Annotated in this window: 10 protein-coding genes and 1 tRNA gene; 7 read left to right on the top strand and 4 right to left on the bottom strand. The window is 70.7% G+C overall.

All coding sequences use genetic code 11. From position 1 onward, the window contains the following. Window positions 1-13: 13 nt before the first annotated feature. Window positions 14-856, top strand: coding sequence for an AAA family ATPase (locus tag N7L95_RS20780; RefSeq protein WP_301257151.1), 843 nt, complete (start codon window positions 14-16; stop codon window positions 854-856). 10 nt (window positions 857-866) lie between these two features. Continuing rightward, window positions 867-1,463, top strand: a complete 597-nt coding sequence (locus N7L95_RS20775) for a GNAT family N-acetyltransferase (RefSeq protein WP_301257150.1) — start codon at window positions 867-869, stop codon at window positions 1,461-1,463. A gap of 65 nt (window positions 1,464-1,528) precedes the next feature. On the opposite strand, the gene N7L95_RS20770 is transcribed toward N7L95_RS20775, so the two are convergent. Then, on the bottom strand, window positions 1,529-2,032 hold the full coding sequence (locus N7L95_RS20770) for a hypothetical protein (RefSeq protein WP_301257149.1): 504 nt from the start codon (window positions 2,030-2,032) through the stop codon (window positions 1,529-1,531). Between the two features lie 212 nt (window positions 2,033-2,244). Here N7L95_RS20770 and N7L95_RS20765 point away from each other — a divergent pair, with 212 nt between their 5' ends. The 3 genes from N7L95_RS20765 to N7L95_RS20755 are packed head-to-tail and all read left to right on the top strand — an operon-like array spanning window position 2,245 to window position 9,960. Beyond that, the gene (locus N7L95_RS20765; protein ID WP_301257148.1) at window positions 2,245-3,429 is read left to right on the top strand and encodes a vWA domain-containing protein; all 1,185 of its coding nucleotides are present in this window, start codon (window positions 2,245-2,247) and stop codon (window positions 3,427-3,429) included. Between the two features lie 10 nt (window positions 3,430-3,439). Next, a complete protein-coding gene (locus N7L95_RS20760) occupies window positions 3,440-5,338 on the top strand; it encodes an autotransporter assembly complex protein TamA (protein WP_301257147.1) in 1,899 nt (632 codons plus the stop codon). Beyond that, on the top strand, window positions 5,338-9,960 hold the full coding sequence (locus N7L95_RS20755; RefSeq protein ID WP_301257146.1) for a translocation/assembly module TamB domain-containing protein: 4,623 nt from the start codon (window positions 5,338-5,340) through the stop codon (window positions 9,958-9,960). Before N7L95_RS20760 ends, N7L95_RS20755 begins: the two co-directional genes overlap by 1 nt. A 271-nt stretch (window positions 9,961-10,231) precedes the next feature. On the opposite strand, the gene N7L95_RS20750 is transcribed toward N7L95_RS20755, so the two are convergent. Then, complete coding sequence (locus N7L95_RS20750) at window positions 10,232-10,864, bottom strand: GAD-like domain-containing protein (RefSeq protein WP_301257145.1); 633 nt, start codon at window positions 10,862-10,864, stop codon at window positions 10,232-10,234. Between the two features lie 9 nt (window positions 10,865-10,873). Then, complete coding sequence (locus N7L95_RS20745; protein WP_301257144.1) at window positions 10,874-12,295, bottom strand: DUF6861 domain-containing protein; 1,422 nt, start codon at window positions 12,293-12,295, stop codon at window positions 10,874-10,876. Between the two features lie 227 nt (window positions 12,296-12,522). Here N7L95_RS20745 and N7L95_RS20740 point away from each other — a divergent pair. Then, window positions 12,523-12,597: transfer RNA gene (locus N7L95_RS20740), tRNA-Arg, on the top strand. 45 nt (window positions 12,598-12,642) lie between these two features. Then, window positions 12,643-13,821, top strand: coding sequence for a zinc-binding metallopeptidase family protein (locus N7L95_RS20735; protein ID WP_301257143.1), 1,179 nt, complete (start codon window positions 12,643-12,645; stop codon window positions 13,819-13,821). 96 nt (window positions 13,822-13,917) lie between these two features. Here N7L95_RS20735 and N7L95_RS20730 read toward each other — a convergent pair whose 3' ends face one another. Beyond that, the gene (locus N7L95_RS20730) at window positions 13,918-14,847 is read right to left on the bottom strand and encodes a glycine-rich domain-containing protein (protein ID WP_301257142.1); all 930 of its coding nucleotides are present in this window, start codon (window positions 14,845-14,847) and stop codon (window positions 13,918-13,920) included. Window positions 14,848-14,872: the final 25 nt, after the last annotated feature.

Below are 14,872 nucleotides of genomic sequence, written 5' to 3'. Positions count from 1 at the left end.
CCAACACATCTTCATGAAGTTTCAAGGTTCGGAGAACTACGTCGCCACGCACGACCTGATGCTGGCGGTCAACGCGGCCCTCACGCTCAAGCGGCCCCTGCTGGTCAAGGGCGAGCCGGGCACCGGCAAGACGATGCTGGCCGAGGAAGTGGCCGCCGCGCTCGGCATGCCGCTGTTGCAGTGGCACGTCAAGTCCACCACCAAGGCGCAGCAGGGACTCTACGAGTACGACGCGGTGAGCCGCCTGCGCGACAGCCAGCTGGGCGAGGAGCGGGTCAAGGACATCCACAACTACATCGTCAAGGGCGTGCTGTGGCAGGCCTTCGAGGCGGACCAGCCGGTGGCCCTGCTGATCGACGAGATCGACAAGGCCGACATCGAGTTCCCCAACGACCTGCTGCGCGAACTCGACCGCATGGAGTTCTACGTCTACGAGACGCGCCAGCTGGTGAAGGCGCGGCACCGGCCGCTGGTCTTCATCACCTCCAACAACGAGAAGGAACTGCCCGACGCCTTCCTGCGGCGCTGCTTCTTCCACTACATCCGCTTCCCCGATGCCGAGACCATGCAGCGCATCGTGCAGGTGCACTTCCCCGGCCTGAAGCAGGAACTGCTGGCCGCGGCACTGAAGAACTTCTATGACGTGCGCAACCTGCCCGGGCTGAAGAAGAAGCCGTCCACCAGCGAGCTGCTGGACTGGCTCAAGCTGCTAGTGGCCGAGGACATCCCGCTCGAAGCGCTGCAAAGCCGCGACGAGCAGGTGGCGGTGCCGCCGCTGGTCGGCGCACTGCTGAAGAACGAGCAGGACGTGACGCTGTTCGAGAAGCTGGTGTTCATGCAACGCCACAACCGCTGAGGAGCCCGGCATGAGTCTGCAACTCGAACCGGTGGTGCTCGAAGGCCGGCATGCCCGGCTGGAGCCGCTCGCCCGCGACCATGCCGCCGGCCTGGCCGAGGCGGTGCAGGACGGCGAGCTGTGGCGGCTCTGGTACACCGCCATCCCCCACCCGGAGAAGGTACCCGCCGAGATCGAGCGGCGCCTGGGCGAACAGGCGCAGGGCCGCATGCTGCCTTTCGCGGTGCGACAGGCCGGCAGCGGCCGGCTGGTGGGCATGACGACCTACCTGCACATCGAGCCGGCCCACCGCCGGCTGGAGATCGGCGCCACCTGGTACGCAGCCTCGGTCCAGCGCACCCCGCTGAACACCGAATGCAAGCGCCTGCTGCTCGGCCATGCCTTCGACACGCTGGGCTGCGTGGCGGTGGAGTTCCGCACCCATCACATGAACCACACCAGCCGCCGCGCCATCGAGCGGCTCGGCGCCAAGCTGGACGGCGTGCTGCGCAGCCACCAGACGCTGGCCGACGGCACGCTGCGCGATACCGCGGTGTACAGCATCATCGCCACCGAGTGGCCGACGGTGAAGCGGCACCTCGAGTGGCAGCTGGAGCGGCCCCACTAGGGGGCACCGCCGGCCGGGCAGCGCCGGGGGCCGCAGGCAGCCATGCCGGCGCCGCCCCTCCCCGCTCAGGCGTAGAACAGCTCCTTGGCCGAGCGCGCCTTGTAGGCCGTCTTCGCCAGTGCCCGCAGCAGCATCGCCACCGTGCCGGCCAGCGCCTCGTCCCAGGCGGCTTCGGCGCCGCTGGCGCCGACCACCAGCCCGTCCAGGCAGACGCTGCCCCACAGCGTGGTGTCGCCGCTGCGCAGCAGGTAGGGCTGCTCGGCCTGGATACGGCTGCTGTCGCGGCCGTGCTGCCAGCTGATGCGCGTCTTGGCGCGGGCGAAGGCGGCGTAGTCGGCATCCCAGTCCTCGCGCCGGCCGCCGAAAGAGGCTTCGTAGAGGATGGCCTCCTCGAAGCTCGAGTTCATCGGCGTGCGGGCCGGGTCCATGATGACGATGTGAAAGAAGCCGCCCTGGTTGATGCGGTCGTCGCGCGTGGAGGCTTCCAGGAGGGAGCGTGCGAGTTCGACGGCGTGCTGCGCCATCTCGCGGTCGATGAGGGCGCTGTCGCTGCTGCGGGAGGTGCTCATGGTCTCTCGGGTCGCCAGAAGGCGTGAAGTGGATTCGCGCAGCACACGGCAAGTGCCGTGCCCTGGTGAGTGCGCCCGGATGCAGCGGCCCGGCGCAGCGCCGGCGGCAGGGCTTGCCCGGTGCAACGGCAAGCTTTACGGCGCGGGGAGCCGCGTTGTTCACATCCACACACAGGCCAAGCCACAATAGTGGCAACATCGAGTCGTCCATCATGCTCATCGACTTCTTCTTCACCCTGCGCACCGCCCGGCTGCCCGTCTCGATCAAGGAGTACCTGACGCTGCTCGACGCCATCAAGAGCGGCGTGATCGACGACGAGGGCGGTCCCACCGTCGACAAGTTCTACTACCTGGCGCGCACCTCGCTGGTGAAGGACGAGGCCCACTTCGACAAGTTCGACCGCGCCTTCTCGGCGTACTTCAAGGGCGTGGAGTTGATGACCGACTTCGGCAAGGACATCCCGCTCGAATGGCTGCAAAAGCGTCTGGAGCTGGAGCTGTCCCCCGAAGAGAAGGCGCAGATCGAGAAGCTCGGCTGGGACGAGCTGATGAAGCGCCTGTCCGAGCTGTTCGAGCAGCAGAAGGAACGCCACGAGGGCGGCAGCCGCTTCATCGGCACCGGCGGCACCTCGCCGTTCGGCGCCTACGGCTACAACCCGCAGGGCATCCGCGTGGGCCAGGACCGCTCGCGCCACCGCAGCGCCATCAAGGTCTGGGACCAGCGGCAGTTCAAGGACTACGACGACAGCCTGGAGCTCGGCACCCGCAACATCAAGGTGGCCCTGCGGCGGCTGCGCCGCTTCGCCCGCGAGGGAGCGCACGAGGAACTGGACCTGGACGACACCATCCGCGCCACCGCCGCCAATGCCGGCTGGCTCGACCTGAAGATGGTGCCCGAGCGCCACAACAACGTGAAGGTGCTGCTGCTGATGGACGTCGGCGGCACGATGGACGAGCACGTGCACCGGGTCGAGGAGCTGTTCAGTGCGGCCAAGGCCGAGTTCAAGCACCTCGAGTTCTACTACTTCCACAACTGCGTCTACGACTACCTGTGGAAGAACAACCGCCGCCGCTACAGCGAGAAGTTCCCCACCTGGGACGTGATCCGCAAGTACAACAAGGACTACAAGCTGATCTTCGTCGGCGACGCGACGATGAGCCCCTACGAGATCCTCCAGCCCGGCGGCAGCGTCGAGTACAACAACGAAGAAGCGGGCGCCGAATGGCTGCAGCGCCTGACCCAGGCCTTCCCGAAGTTCGCCTGGATCAATCCCGAGCCCCAGGGCGTGTGGTCCTACCGTCAGTCGATCGCGGTGATCCAGCAGATCCTGAACCAGCGCATGTTCCCCCTGACCCTGCCGGGCCTGGAGGGAGCGATGCGCCTGCTGAGCAAGTAAGCCGCCCCGCATGCGATACCCAGCACGCCGGATCTGGCTGCCGCTCGCCTGTTGGCTCGCGCTGTTGTGCGCCGCCGCTTCGCGCCCGTTGCACGCCCAGCCGCTCGACGACGACGCCGACACCAGCGGCACGCCGGCGGCCGCCGCGCCCGCCTCCGCACCTGCGGCGGCAGAGGACAACGGCGGCCCGCGCCAGGGCACGGCCTACCAGCTGCGGGTGGAAGGCCCGCGCGAGCTGACCGGGCTGCTCTACCGCCATCTCGACCTCTCGCGCTTTCGCAGCGAGCGCGACATCACCGAGGTCGAGGTCGGCCGCCTGATGAGCGCCACCCCCGCGCAGGCGCGGGCGCTGCTCGAAACTGAAGGCTATTTCGCGGCCGACGTGAAGGTGGCACGCCGACCGGGCTCGGAGCCGGGGCAACCGTCGCTCATCACCGTCACGGTGGTGCCCGGGCCGCGCGCCACGGTGGACAAGCTCACGCTGGAAATCCAGGGCGCCTTCCAGGATGCGCTCGAAGCCGAGGATCCGCGCACCGTGCGCCGCGACCGCGGCCTGCGCAACCGCTGGCCGCTCAAGCCGGGCACCGTCTTCACCCAGGCCGCCTGGACGGCGGCCAAGAACAGCCTGATGACCAGCCTGCGCGGCGAAGGCTACCCGGCCGCCACCTATGCCGGCACGGTGGCCCAGGTCGACGCCGCGACGCACCGCGTGCGCATCTTCGTCGTGGCCGACAGCGGGCCGCTGTTTCGCATCGGCGAGATCAAGGTCGAAGGCATCGAGCGCACCACCGAGGAAGCGGTGCGCAACCTGGCCCCCTTCGAGATGGGGGAGGTCTTCACCGAGAAGATGCTGCTCGACTACCAGGAAAGCCTGCAGAAATCCGGCCTCTATGACGGCGTGGCGGTCGAGCTCGACCCCGACGTGACGCGGGCCGATCGCGCCCCGGTGGTGGCGCGGGTGCGCGAAAGCAAGCTCAAGTCGGCCACCGTCAGCGTCGGCTTCAGCAGCGACACCGGTCCGCGGGTGGGCCTGGACTTCACCCACCGCCGGCCGTTCGGGCAGGAATGGGTGGCTGGCGTCAAGCTGCTGCACGGCCGCGACGAGCGGGTGGCCAAGCTCGACCTGCTTTCCTACCCGAAGCCGCGTGGCTACCGCAACCTGATGTCGATCGGCACTGAATACCTGGCCGCCGGTGGCGCCACCACCGAGACCCGCCGGCTGCGCTATGGCCGCATGCAGGACACCGAGCGGGTCGATCGCCTCTACTACCTGGAATTCAACAGCACCGCCGTGGACACCGGCGAGAACCGCGGCACCGACCGCGCGCTCTGGGGCAACTACGAATGGACCCGGCGTGAGGTGAACAGCGTGCTCTTCCCGACCCGCGGCTGGATCCTCAGCGCCCATGCCGGCGGCGGCGTCTCGCACGACGCCGACAACGACCACGGCCCCTTCGGCCGCCTCTACCTGCGCGGCAGCTACTACCACCCGCTGGGCCAGCGCCGCGTGCTGCAGTTGCGCGGTGAGGCCGGCCAGGTCATGAAACGGGCCAGCCTGGGGGTGCCGGACACCCTGCTGTTCCGGGCCGGCGGCGACGACTCGGTGCGCGGCTATGGCTACCGTAGCCTGGGCCCGAAGCGGGAAGACACGGTGGTTGGCGGCCCGGTGCTGTTGACCGGTTCGGCCGAGCTGATGTGGCCGCTGTCGCAGCGGCTGCGCGACTGGTATGGCGCGGTCTTCGTCGACGCCGGCAACGCGGCGTCCGACTGGAAGGAGTGGAGCGCCGCCCGCGGCTACGGCTTCGGCGTGCGCTGGCGCAGCCCCATCGGCCCGCTGAAGGCCGACCTCGCCTACGGCGAGGCCACGCGCAAGGTGCGCCTGCATGTCAGTGTCGGAGCGACCTTCTGATGGCTGCCGATACTTCGCCCCGCCCGCCCGACGCGCCCGCAGCGACGCAGGCGCCGCCGCCGCGGCGCCACAGCCGCTCCCTGCGCCGGCTGGCGGTGGGCATCGTGCTGCTGGTGCTGTTGCTGCTGGCCACCGTGCTGGCCGCGGCCCGCTGGGTGGCCACCACCGAGTCGGGCACCCGCTGGGCGCTGGAGCAGCTGGGCCGCAGGCTGCCCGGCTTTGCCGCGCAGGAGCCACGCGGCGCCTTGCTGGGCGATTTCTCGGTGGCGCGGCTGAGCCTGCCGGCCGGCGGCAGCCGCATCGTGCTGACCCGGCTGCAGTGGCGCGGCCTGCGGCTGGAAGGGCTGCAGTTGAGCGCGCCTTATGCGCGGCTGGCCGGCGAGCAGCTGGACGCCGCGCGGCTGGAAGTGCGCCGTGCGGCCGAGCCGCCCGCGCCCCGCCCCCCCTCGCCCCCGCCAAAGGCGCTGCGCCTGCCGGTGGCGCTGCACCTGCAACGGCTGCAGATCGACCAGCTGGTGCTGGACGGCCTGCCTGAGCCCGTGACCGACCTGCGGGCCCAGGGCCTGCAACTGGGCACCGACCAGCAGATTGAAGAACTCGCCGCACGCTGGAACGGGCTGCAGGCCACCGGCCGGCTGCGCCTCGAAGGCGCGGCGCCGATGCGGCTGGAGGCGCGGCTCGACATCGCCAGCAGCGCGCCATCGCCGTCTGCAGCGGCCAGTGCGGCCGCTGCGCCTGCCTCTGCCCCTGCCGCAGCGTCGGCACCGGCCTCCCGCACACCCGCACCGACACCGAACGCCACCGAATCGCCACCGTCGTCCCCGGTCGCTGGCAAGCTGGTGCCCGAATGGGCGCGCGAAGTGAGCGTGCAGCTGGCGGCCCGTGGCCCGCTGGAGCGCTTCGCGGCAGACCTGCAGCTGCGCATGCAGGACCAGGCGCTGCGGGCGACAGCCCAGGTCACGCCTTTCCAGCCTTTGCCCCTGGACCGGCTCGACGCCAGCTTCGAGCACCTCGACCTGGCGCGCCTGCTGGCGCCGGTGATGGCCCGGGCGCCGGTCACTGCGCTGAGCGGCAAGGCCGTCGTGCAGCTCGACGGGGGCGCGGCCGGCACCCGCCCGCTGGCGATCAACCTCGAGCTGGCCAACGGGGTGCCCGGCCGCTGGGATGCCGGGCGCCTGCCGATCGCCCGCGCCCAGCTGCAGGCCCAGGGCCAAGGGCGGCAATGGACGCTCACCCGTGCCGAGCTGCAAGGCGCTGCCGAGTCCGGCGCGCCGGCCGGCCGCATCACTGCCCAGGGTGGCTGGCAGGACGGCCGCGCCGAGCTCAAGGCCCGGCTGGATGCCTTGATGCTCGACGCACTCGACGGACGGCTCGCCCCGATGCAGCTCAGCGGCCCGATCGAGCTGTCGCTGACGCTGCCCAAGGCCGCACCAGCGCAGGCGCAGGCAGCTGGCGCGGCCGCCATGGCGGCTCATCCGGCCGGCTCTGCGGCCACCGCCGTCCCGGTGGCACGCGCGCAGACCGCTGCCCCGGCGGCTGCCGCCTTCGAGTCGGCCCGCCTGCAGGCGGCGCTGACCGGGGCGTTGCACGGCCGCGCACGGGCCAGCGCGCCCCCTGCGATGGCAGCCGACGACGTGCAACTCCAGCTGCAGGCGCAGGCCACGCCGACGCGCTACCAGCTCGACACCCTGCAGGCCCGTGCCGGCCGGGCCCGGCTGCAAGCCAGCGGCGAGGCCGAGCGCCAGCGCGACAACGGCTGGGCCGTGAAGGCCGGCCTGGAACTGCAGGCCTTCAATCCCGCGCTGTGGCTGCCTGGATCGGCCGACTCCGCCTGGCGGCGCGCCCGCCATGAGCTGAACGGGCGCATGCGGCTGCAGGCCGGCCTGCCGGCCGCGCCCGCCGACACCGCGGCCTTGCTGCGCGAGCTGCAGGCCGAGCTGGACGCCGAGCTCAAGGACAGCGTGCTGGCCGGCCAGGCGCTGGTGCTGGACCTGCATGCGCAGGCCGACGGCAAGGGCCGCATCGAAGCGCGCAGCGAAGTCGAGGCCGGCGGCAATTCGGCCCGCCTGGAAGCCTTGCTGCGGGTGCCCGCCCCGGGCCGCGTGGCTGCGGCCGACGACCACCTCGACCTGCGCCTGGATGCGCCCACCCTGCAGCGACTCGCGCCCCTCGCCCAGGCACTCAACCTCGGCACCGTACAGGGCAGCGCCCGGTTGCAGGCGCAGGCCCGCGGGCCGCTGGGCGGCTGGGTGGCAAGTGCCACGGCGCCGCCCAAGGGGCCGGCGCGCAACGGCAACGGCAACGGCAACGGCAACGGCAACGGCAACGGCAACGGCAAAAACCACACGCCGGCGGCCCCTCCCGCAACGACCGCCCTGCCCGGCTTGCCGCCCATCAGCACCGAGGGCACCGTGCGTGTCGACGACCTGCAGTTCGGCAGCCTGGCGCTGCAACGCCTGCAGGGCCAGTGGAACGCCAGCACCGAGGCCGGGGCCGCGATCGACGCCCAGCTGAGCGCCGAGCAGCTGCGCCTGGCGAGCCTGCTGGTGCCCACCGCCCAGCTGAAGGCCGAGGGCCAGAGCGGGCAGCACCGGGTCATGCTGGATGCCGAGCTGCGGCCACCGGTGCGCGCCCAGGCGGTGGCGCAAGCCAACGTGGCGGCCTCGGGCGAGGCACCCCGCACGCCGGCGCCGCTGGTCTTCACCACCCGCATCGCCGGCGGCTTCACGCCGAATACCGGCATGCCCACCGGGTGGCGCGGACGCGTCGAGGAGATCGTCCTGCGGCCGACCGAATCGGCCACCGGCCCGCTGGCCGGGCCGGAGCGACTGCCGCTGCTGGTGGCGCGCGACGTCGGCATTGAATGGCAGCGCGGGCCCACCGCGCAGTGGGCGGTGCTGCAGCCGGGCCAGGCCGAGGTGCTGGGCGCCGTGCTGCGCTGGACCGAGGCACGCTGGCACGAAGGCGACGGCCGCCGAGAGCTGGCCTTGCAGGCCCAGGTCGATCCGGTCGCCATTGCGCCCCTGCTGCTGCGCGCGCAGCCCGACTTCGGCTGGGCGGGCGACCTGAAGGTGGGCGCCCGCATCTCGGTGCGCGCCGCACCGGAATTGGTGGCACAGGTCGAGATCGCGCGCACCGGCGGCGACCTGCAGATCAACGAATACGGCGTGGTGCAGGCGCTCGGCTTGAGCGAACTGCGGCTGCGCTTGGACGCTGCCCAGGGCACCTGGCATTTCACTGAGGCGGTGGCCGGCAGCAACCTGGGCCGGGTCTCCGGCGAGCAGACGGTGCGCACCGCTGCCACCGCCTGGTGGCCGGAGCCGCAAGCCGACATCGACGGCAACGTGGTGGTGCAGGTCGGGAACCTGTCCACCTGGGGAGCCTGGGTGCCGGCCGGCTGGCGGCTGGGGGGCCAGCTCAGCGGCCGGCTGGGCCTGGCGGGCCACTTCGGCTCGCCGGACCTGGTGGGCGAGTTGCGCGGGCAGCAGCTGACGGCCCGCAACACGCTGCAGGGCGTGGCCTTGCACGACGGGGTGGTGCACCTGACCTTCCAGGGCGACAGCGCCCGCATCGAGACCTTCCGCTTCGCGGCGGGCGAGGGCCATGCCGAATTGACCGGCGGCGCCCGCCTGGGCGAGCAGCCGCAGGCCGACCTGAGGCTGGTGGCCAGCCGCTTCGCGCTGCTGAGCCGGGTCGACCGGCGCGCCACCGTCAGCGGCGAGGCAAGCGTGCAATTCGATGCCGAACGCATGGCAGTGCAGGGCCGCTTCCGTGCCGACGAGGGCTCGGTGGACATCAGCCGGGCGGATGCGCCCGCGCTGTCCGAGGACGTGGTGGTGCGCCGCCCCGGGGATGCGCCAGGCGGCGAAGGCGACGAGACCGGCAACAACGCGGCCGCCGCCAAGCCGGCACCGGCGCGGGCCCTGAACCTCGACGTGGCCTTCAACCTGGGAGAGCGCTTCCGCCTGCGCGGCCGCGGCATCGAGACGCGGCTGGCCGGCGAACTTCGCTTCACCTCGCCGCGCGGCAAGCTGGCGGCGCATGGCGAGATCTCGGCCGAGGACGGCAAGTACGAGGCGTATGGGCAGGAGATGGTCATCGAGCGCGGCGTCTTCACCTTCGTCGGCGAGATCGGCAATCCGCGGCTGGACATCGTCGCCGTGCGGCCCAACCTCGATGTGCGGGTGGGCGTGACGGTGGGCGGCAATGCACTGTCGCCGCGGGTGCGCCTGTTCTCCGATCCGGCCCTGCCCCCCACCGAGACGCTGGCACTGCTGATCACCGGCAAGAGCTACGACAGCCTGGAAGGCAACCAGACCCTGCTGCTGCAACGCGCGGCGCTGGCCCTGCTGGCCGGCGAAGGCGGTGGCGACGACAGCATCATGAAGCGGCTGCCGCTGGACGAGTTGTCGGTGCGCCAGACCGAGGGCGCGGTGCCGGAGACCGTCGTGACGCTGGGCAAGCAGGTGTCCGAGCGGGTCTATGTGGGCTATGAGCGCGGGCTGAGCGCCGCCAACGGATCGTGGCAGCTGATCTACCGCATCGCACAGCGCTTCACGCTGCGGGCCCAGACCGGCGACGACTCGGCCGTGGACCTGGTGTGGCTGTTCAAGTGGAACTGAAGCCAGAGGCTGGCCGGGGCGATGCCCCGGCGGCCGCTGCCGCAGCAGCGCGCATCATGCCGGACCGCAGCAGCGCGTCTTCTGCCCCGTGAGGCAGGCCCGGGTCACCGCCGGCCGGGCACTGCCGCGTCGCGGCTCCTGACGATCGGCGGTCCGGGCCGGTGCCGGGGTCCGCGCAGCCGGGACGCCAAACCAAGGAGGCAGCGGACCCGACAGGCTTCGGGCGCCCGCTACCGAGCCTGGCCTGGGTGGCCCACCTCCCCCTACAGCCTCAGCCTTCGTCCGTGGTCAGCGTTTTCAGCTCGGCGAGTTGCGCCAGCATCACCAGGTGCTCGACCGCCTTGACCTTCTTCACATGCGCCGCATCGGCGGCCCCACCCAGGGCCAGGGCCGGAACAAAGCCATACATCTCGTCGGACCTCAGTCGTCCCCACCGCTCCTTCGCGGGCCGGAACAGGCGCTCTTTCTCACCCTGGATGTCCATGGACTTTGGCTGCAGGAACGCGAAGAACGATCGCAGGGCGAAGTCGGGGTCGGTGTCCGGCTCCTTGGCACCGTGCCGGTACAACGCGCAGGCATCGGGGGCGAGGATGGTGAGCGAGTTGCCGGTGCGCTCGCCCCAGAAGTAGAGGTGGCCGAACGCGCTGCGGGCGATCAGGTGATAGGCGTCGCGCTCCATGAAGGGCGTGTCGCCGATCCAGGCGTCCAGGGCCGGCTCGTACGCCTCGGGGTCGACGGTCCAGAAGAGGCCGTCGGCATAGCCGCACCAACCGTGTTCGTTCCAGTAGGCCAGCAACTGGTCTGGCAGCTTGCCGCGGAACGTCTCGATGCTCGATCGCGGAACGTGGCGACACTCGACGGGCGGGCCGAACTTCTCGAGGAAGTATGCGAAGTCTTCATCCATCGTTTCACCTCACGGGCATCGCTGTAGTTTGGCGTTCATTTTGACGGAGCCGCGATCGGCCTCCGGCACCGCATGGGCGGCCTGGTCCAGGGTGCCGACCCGGCTGCGCCATTGGGGCCCGATCTTGGAGTTGATCCGGCTGTCGCCCATGTCGGTCGGCGGGTCGCTGCCACCACCGCTGAAGTCCGGGTTGTGCAGGGCTGCCATGGTCTTCAGCTTCTCGGTCGCTGCGGCGATGGCCTGCTTCTCCGCGGCGGCCGGCGAGGCGCCCTCGCGGCGGTACTGCTGCCCCAGCTTTTGTATGAGGTCTTGCTCGTAGGCATCCCGCACCCGCTGCGCTGCCGCGGCATCGCGCTTGGTGAGCCCGTCCTGGAAGGCTTTGCGTGCCTCGAGGAACTCCTTGACCGTCAGGTCGTTCAGCCCGGCCTGCTGGCCGGCCAGCTGCCGGTCGAACTCGGCAATGCCGGTTTCCGAGAGCCGGTTTGCCTTGAAGCAGGGCACGTCCACCCGCTTCATGGGCCGCGGGCCCGACGGCTCTTCCCGGCCGCCCTTGCGCCCTGGCGGAGGAGGGGGTGGTGGTGAAGCACCGCCCGCGCCGCCGTCGCCTGCGCCGCCCGCCCGATGGCGAAGGTGCAGCCCGGGATGGCCCGCCAGCTGCTTCTCATTGGCCGCCAGCCAGTCGGCCACCTTGGGGCCCAGCCGCGGGCTCTCGCGCACTTCCTGCAGCAGCCGGGCCTTGTCGCCGCGGCCACGCGTCAGGTACTCCGACAGCGCCATCAGCACCGCCATGACCAGGATCACATGCCCCTGCGCGAACTGGCCTGCCGCGAAGCTGACGGCGTTGTCCTCGCCGACGAAGGCGTGGTCCCTCGACCTCATGCCGGAGCCGGGTGGCGGCCCCCAGCAGGCGCGGAAGCCGTCCTCATAGCACCGGAAGGCGTCGGGCAGCGACTCGCCGAGGTACTCGACCAGCGAGGCCAGCCCCAGGAGGCCCAGGATCCACACGCCGGCCTTCGCACCCAGCCCGGCACCGATGCCGGCACCGGGCACCGCGCCCACGCCACCGGCGAAGAAGCCGGCGACACCGCCCGCCACGCCGCCGACCACCACCGAGCCGCCGTAGTACAGCGCGACGTCCTTGCAAGACTCGATCAGGATGTCGAGGATCACCGACACTTCGAGGCCGGCCAGCCGGTGGACGATGATGCGGCGCGTCTCCTCGCCGGAGCGGTAGAGCGCGTCGGTGACGCGCTCTACCCGGCTCATCTGCCCTTCCATGAAGCGCGCTGCGCTGCTCATCTGGTCGCGCACGCTGCGGCCCCAGTCATCGAACGCGTAGCCACCGGCCGGGCCATGGCCCCTGCGGAGTTCGTCTTCCTTGTACCGCAGCTCACTCAAGACGCTGAAGCGGTCGAAGCCTTTGCCTGCCATCGCCTGGCTGCCTCCCACACGTAAGCGCCTCCCCGGCAAGGGAGGATGGCGCGCCGGCAGTATGGCCACAGCAGCCAGGGACGCTGTGACCGACTGTGAAGCGGCCGAAGGCCACCGCTGCCGGCGGAGGCGGCCCCGGAAGCGGGCCGCCAGCCCCCGCCCGGGGGCTGGCACGCTGCGGCCGCCGAGGGAAAGCAGGTATCATCCCGCTCGCAAAACCGGCCCCTCTCTCCGTAGTTCAATGGATAGAACGAGCGCCTCCTAAGCGCTAGATACAGGTTCGATTCCTGTCGGAGGGACCAGCCCTTGCTTGTCATGCGCCGACGCCGTGCCGCCAAGGTCCGCCGATGCCTGCCACCCCACCGCCTCCCCGCCTTTCGAGCCTGACCCGGCTGCGCCGCCAGCGCGAGCGCGCCGCCCGCCAGCGGGCCTACCGCTGCCGATGCGGCCGGCCGGTGTTCTTCAGCAACACCCTGTGCCTCGGCTGCCACACGCCACTCGGCTATGAGCCCGCACAGGGGCAGGTCCTGCCCTTGCAATCGCTGGCCGGCCAGCCCGGGCTGTGGGGGCTCGATGCCTCGCCGGGCGAGGCCGCACCGGCCCCGCGCCGCTATCGCCGCTGCGCCAACTTCGACACACCGGCGGGCTGCAACTGGCTGGTGCCGGTCGATGAGCCGGCGCCGCCCGGCCAGCCGCTGTGCGTCGCCTGCCGGCTCAACCGCACCATTCCCAACCTTGGCCTGGCGGGCAACGGCCTGCGCTGGGCGCGCATCGAGCAGGCCAAGCGGCGCCTGGTGTCCGCCCTGCTGGGCCTGGGGCTGCCGGTGCGCTCGCGCCTGGGGGAAGATGTGCAGCATGGCCTGGCTTTCGACTTCCTCGAAAGCCAACCGGGCGGGCCGGCCGTGATCACGGGCCATGCCGACGGCATCGTCACGCTCGACATCCGGGAGGCGGACGACGCCCATCGGGAACAGATGCGCGAGCAGCTGCACGAACCCTACCGGACCCTGCTGGGGCACCTGCGGCACGAGGTCGGTCACTACTACTGGGAGCGGCTGGTGGCGGGCACCGACTGGCATGAACCGTTCCGCAGCCTGTTCGGCGACGAGCGGCGCGACTACCCGGCCGCCCTGCGGCAGCACTACGAACAGGGTCCGCCAGCCGACTGGGCGCTGCGCCATGTCAGCGCCTACGCCAGCGCCCATCCGTGGGAAGACTGGGCCGAGACCTGGGCCCACTACCTGCACATGATGGACACCCTGGACACCTCGCTGAGCTTTGGGCTCGCCTCGGAGTCGCTGGAGGTCGAGTGGGAGCCCTTCTCTGCCGCAGCGCTCTACCGCAGCGACGAGGCGCAGGTCGAGGATTTCCTCTCCCTCATCAACGGCTGGGTCGAGCTCACCGGGGTACTCAACGAGTTGTCGCGCGCGATGGGCGAGCCGGACTTCTATCCCTTCGTGCTGGCGGCCGAGGCGGTGCGCAAGCTGCACTTCGTGCACCTGGTGGTGCATGCCAGCCGGCCTTGAGTCACCCGGCCGCCGAACGGCACGCAAAGAAAAAGGGCCGGCAAAGCCGGCCCCGCGATGCAACGACCGTTGTGGCCGGCGCTGATTCGTTCAGCGTCAATGAGCGCGCGGTTCCCGAATGCAGTAGGCCGCTGCCGCGGCGAGCACGGTCTTCGGGGCACGGATGCAATAGGCGGCGTCGGCCTTCTGCGGCTCGCGGATGCAATACGCAGCGTCGGCCTTCTGCGGCTCACGGATGCAATACGCAGCGTCGGCCTTCTGCGGCTCGCGGATGCAATACGCAGCGTCGGCCTTCTGCGGCTCACGGATGCAGTACGCAGCGTCGGCCTTCTGCGGCTCGCGGATGCAGTACGCAGCGTCGGCCTTCTGCGGCTCACGGATGCAGTACGCAGCGTCGGCCTTCTGCGGCTCACGGATGCAGTACGCGGCATCCGCCTTCTGCGGCTCGCGGATGCAGTACGCGGCATCGGCCTTCTGCGGCTCGCGGATGCAGTACGCGGCATCGGCCTTCTGCGGCTCGCGGATGCAGTACGCAGCGTCGGCCTTCTGCGGCTCGCGGATGCAGTACGCAGCGTCGGCCTTCTGCGGCTCGCGGATGCAGTACGCGGCCTCGCCCGACAAGGGCATCGCCTCGCCGAACTCGGCGGCGTACAGGTCATGCGTGTCGACAGCGGCGGTGTCCAGCGCGGTGCGGTCTTCGTCGCCGCGCATGCCGAAGTAGGGATAGTGGTGCAGGAACTCGCCGAAGATGCGCATGCAGTCGTCGGCGTACTTGCGGGTGTCGAGAATGTGGGCGTGCCAGAAGCGGTCGATGTCCTTGGTCGGCGCAATGGCCCGCTCGGGGTACTTGACCATCAGCACCAGGAAGCGCTTGTAGCCCACCGCCATGCGCTCGGCATGCTCGCGGCTCCAGCCCTCGCCTTCGTCGCAACAGGTCAGCTTGAACTTGATCGGCTCGAGGTCGAGCGCTTCAATTTCGGCGAGCACCTGCTCGAGGGGACGGCCAGCGGCGAATGCGTGTGTCATCAGTACTCCAGACAAAAGAGGGGCG

Origin of the sequence: Eleftheria terrae (assembly GCF_030419005.1) — a bacterium.
In the GTDB taxonomy this organism is placed as follows: domain Bacteria; phylum Pseudomonadota; class Gammaproteobacteria; order Burkholderiales; family Burkholderiaceae_C; genus Caldimonas; species Caldimonas terrae.
This window is presented reverse-complemented; position numbering and strand designations above follow the sequence as displayed.

What these genes read in the sequence shown, in the direction of transcription:
- N7L95_RS20780 (WP_301257151.1), top strand. Translation starts at nt 14, where the DNA reads ATGAAGTTTCAAGGTTCGGAGAACTACGTCGCCACGCACGACCTGATG.
- N7L95_RS20775 (WP_301257150.1), top strand. Translation starts at nt 867, where the DNA reads ATGAGTCTGCAACTCGAACCGGTGGTGCTCGAAGGCCGGCATGCCCGG.
- N7L95_RS20770 (WP_301257149.1), bottom strand. Translation starts at nt 2,032, where the DNA reads ATGAGCACCTCCCGCAGCAGCGACAGCGCCCTCATCGACCGCGAGATG.
- N7L95_RS20765 (WP_301257148.1), top strand. Translation starts at nt 2,245, where the DNA reads ATGCTCATCGACTTCTTCTTCACCCTGCGCACCGCCCGGCTGCCCGTC.
- N7L95_RS20760 (WP_301257147.1), top strand. Translation starts at nt 3,440, where the DNA reads ATGCGATACCCAGCACGCCGGATCTGGCTGCCGCTCGCCTGTTGGCTC.
- N7L95_RS20755 (WP_301257146.1), top strand. Translation starts at nt 5,338, where the DNA reads ATGGCTGCCGATACTTCGCCCCGCCCGCCCGACGCGCCCGCAGCGACG.
- N7L95_RS20750 (WP_301257145.1), bottom strand. Translation starts at nt 10,864, where the DNA reads ATGGATGAAGACTTCGCATACTTCCTCGAGAAGTTCGGCCCGCCCGTC.
- N7L95_RS20745 (WP_301257144.1), bottom strand. Translation starts at nt 12,295, where the DNA reads ATGGCAGGCAAAGGCTTCGACCGCTTCAGCGTCTTGAGTGAGCTGCGG.
- N7L95_RS20735 (WP_301257143.1), top strand. Translation starts at nt 12,643, where the DNA reads ATGCCTGCCACCCCACCGCCTCCCCGCCTTTCGAGCCTGACCCGGCTG.
- N7L95_RS20730 (WP_301257142.1), bottom strand. Translation starts at nt 14,847, where the DNA reads ATGACACACGCATTCGCCGCTGGCCGTCCCCTCGAGCAGGTGCTCGCC.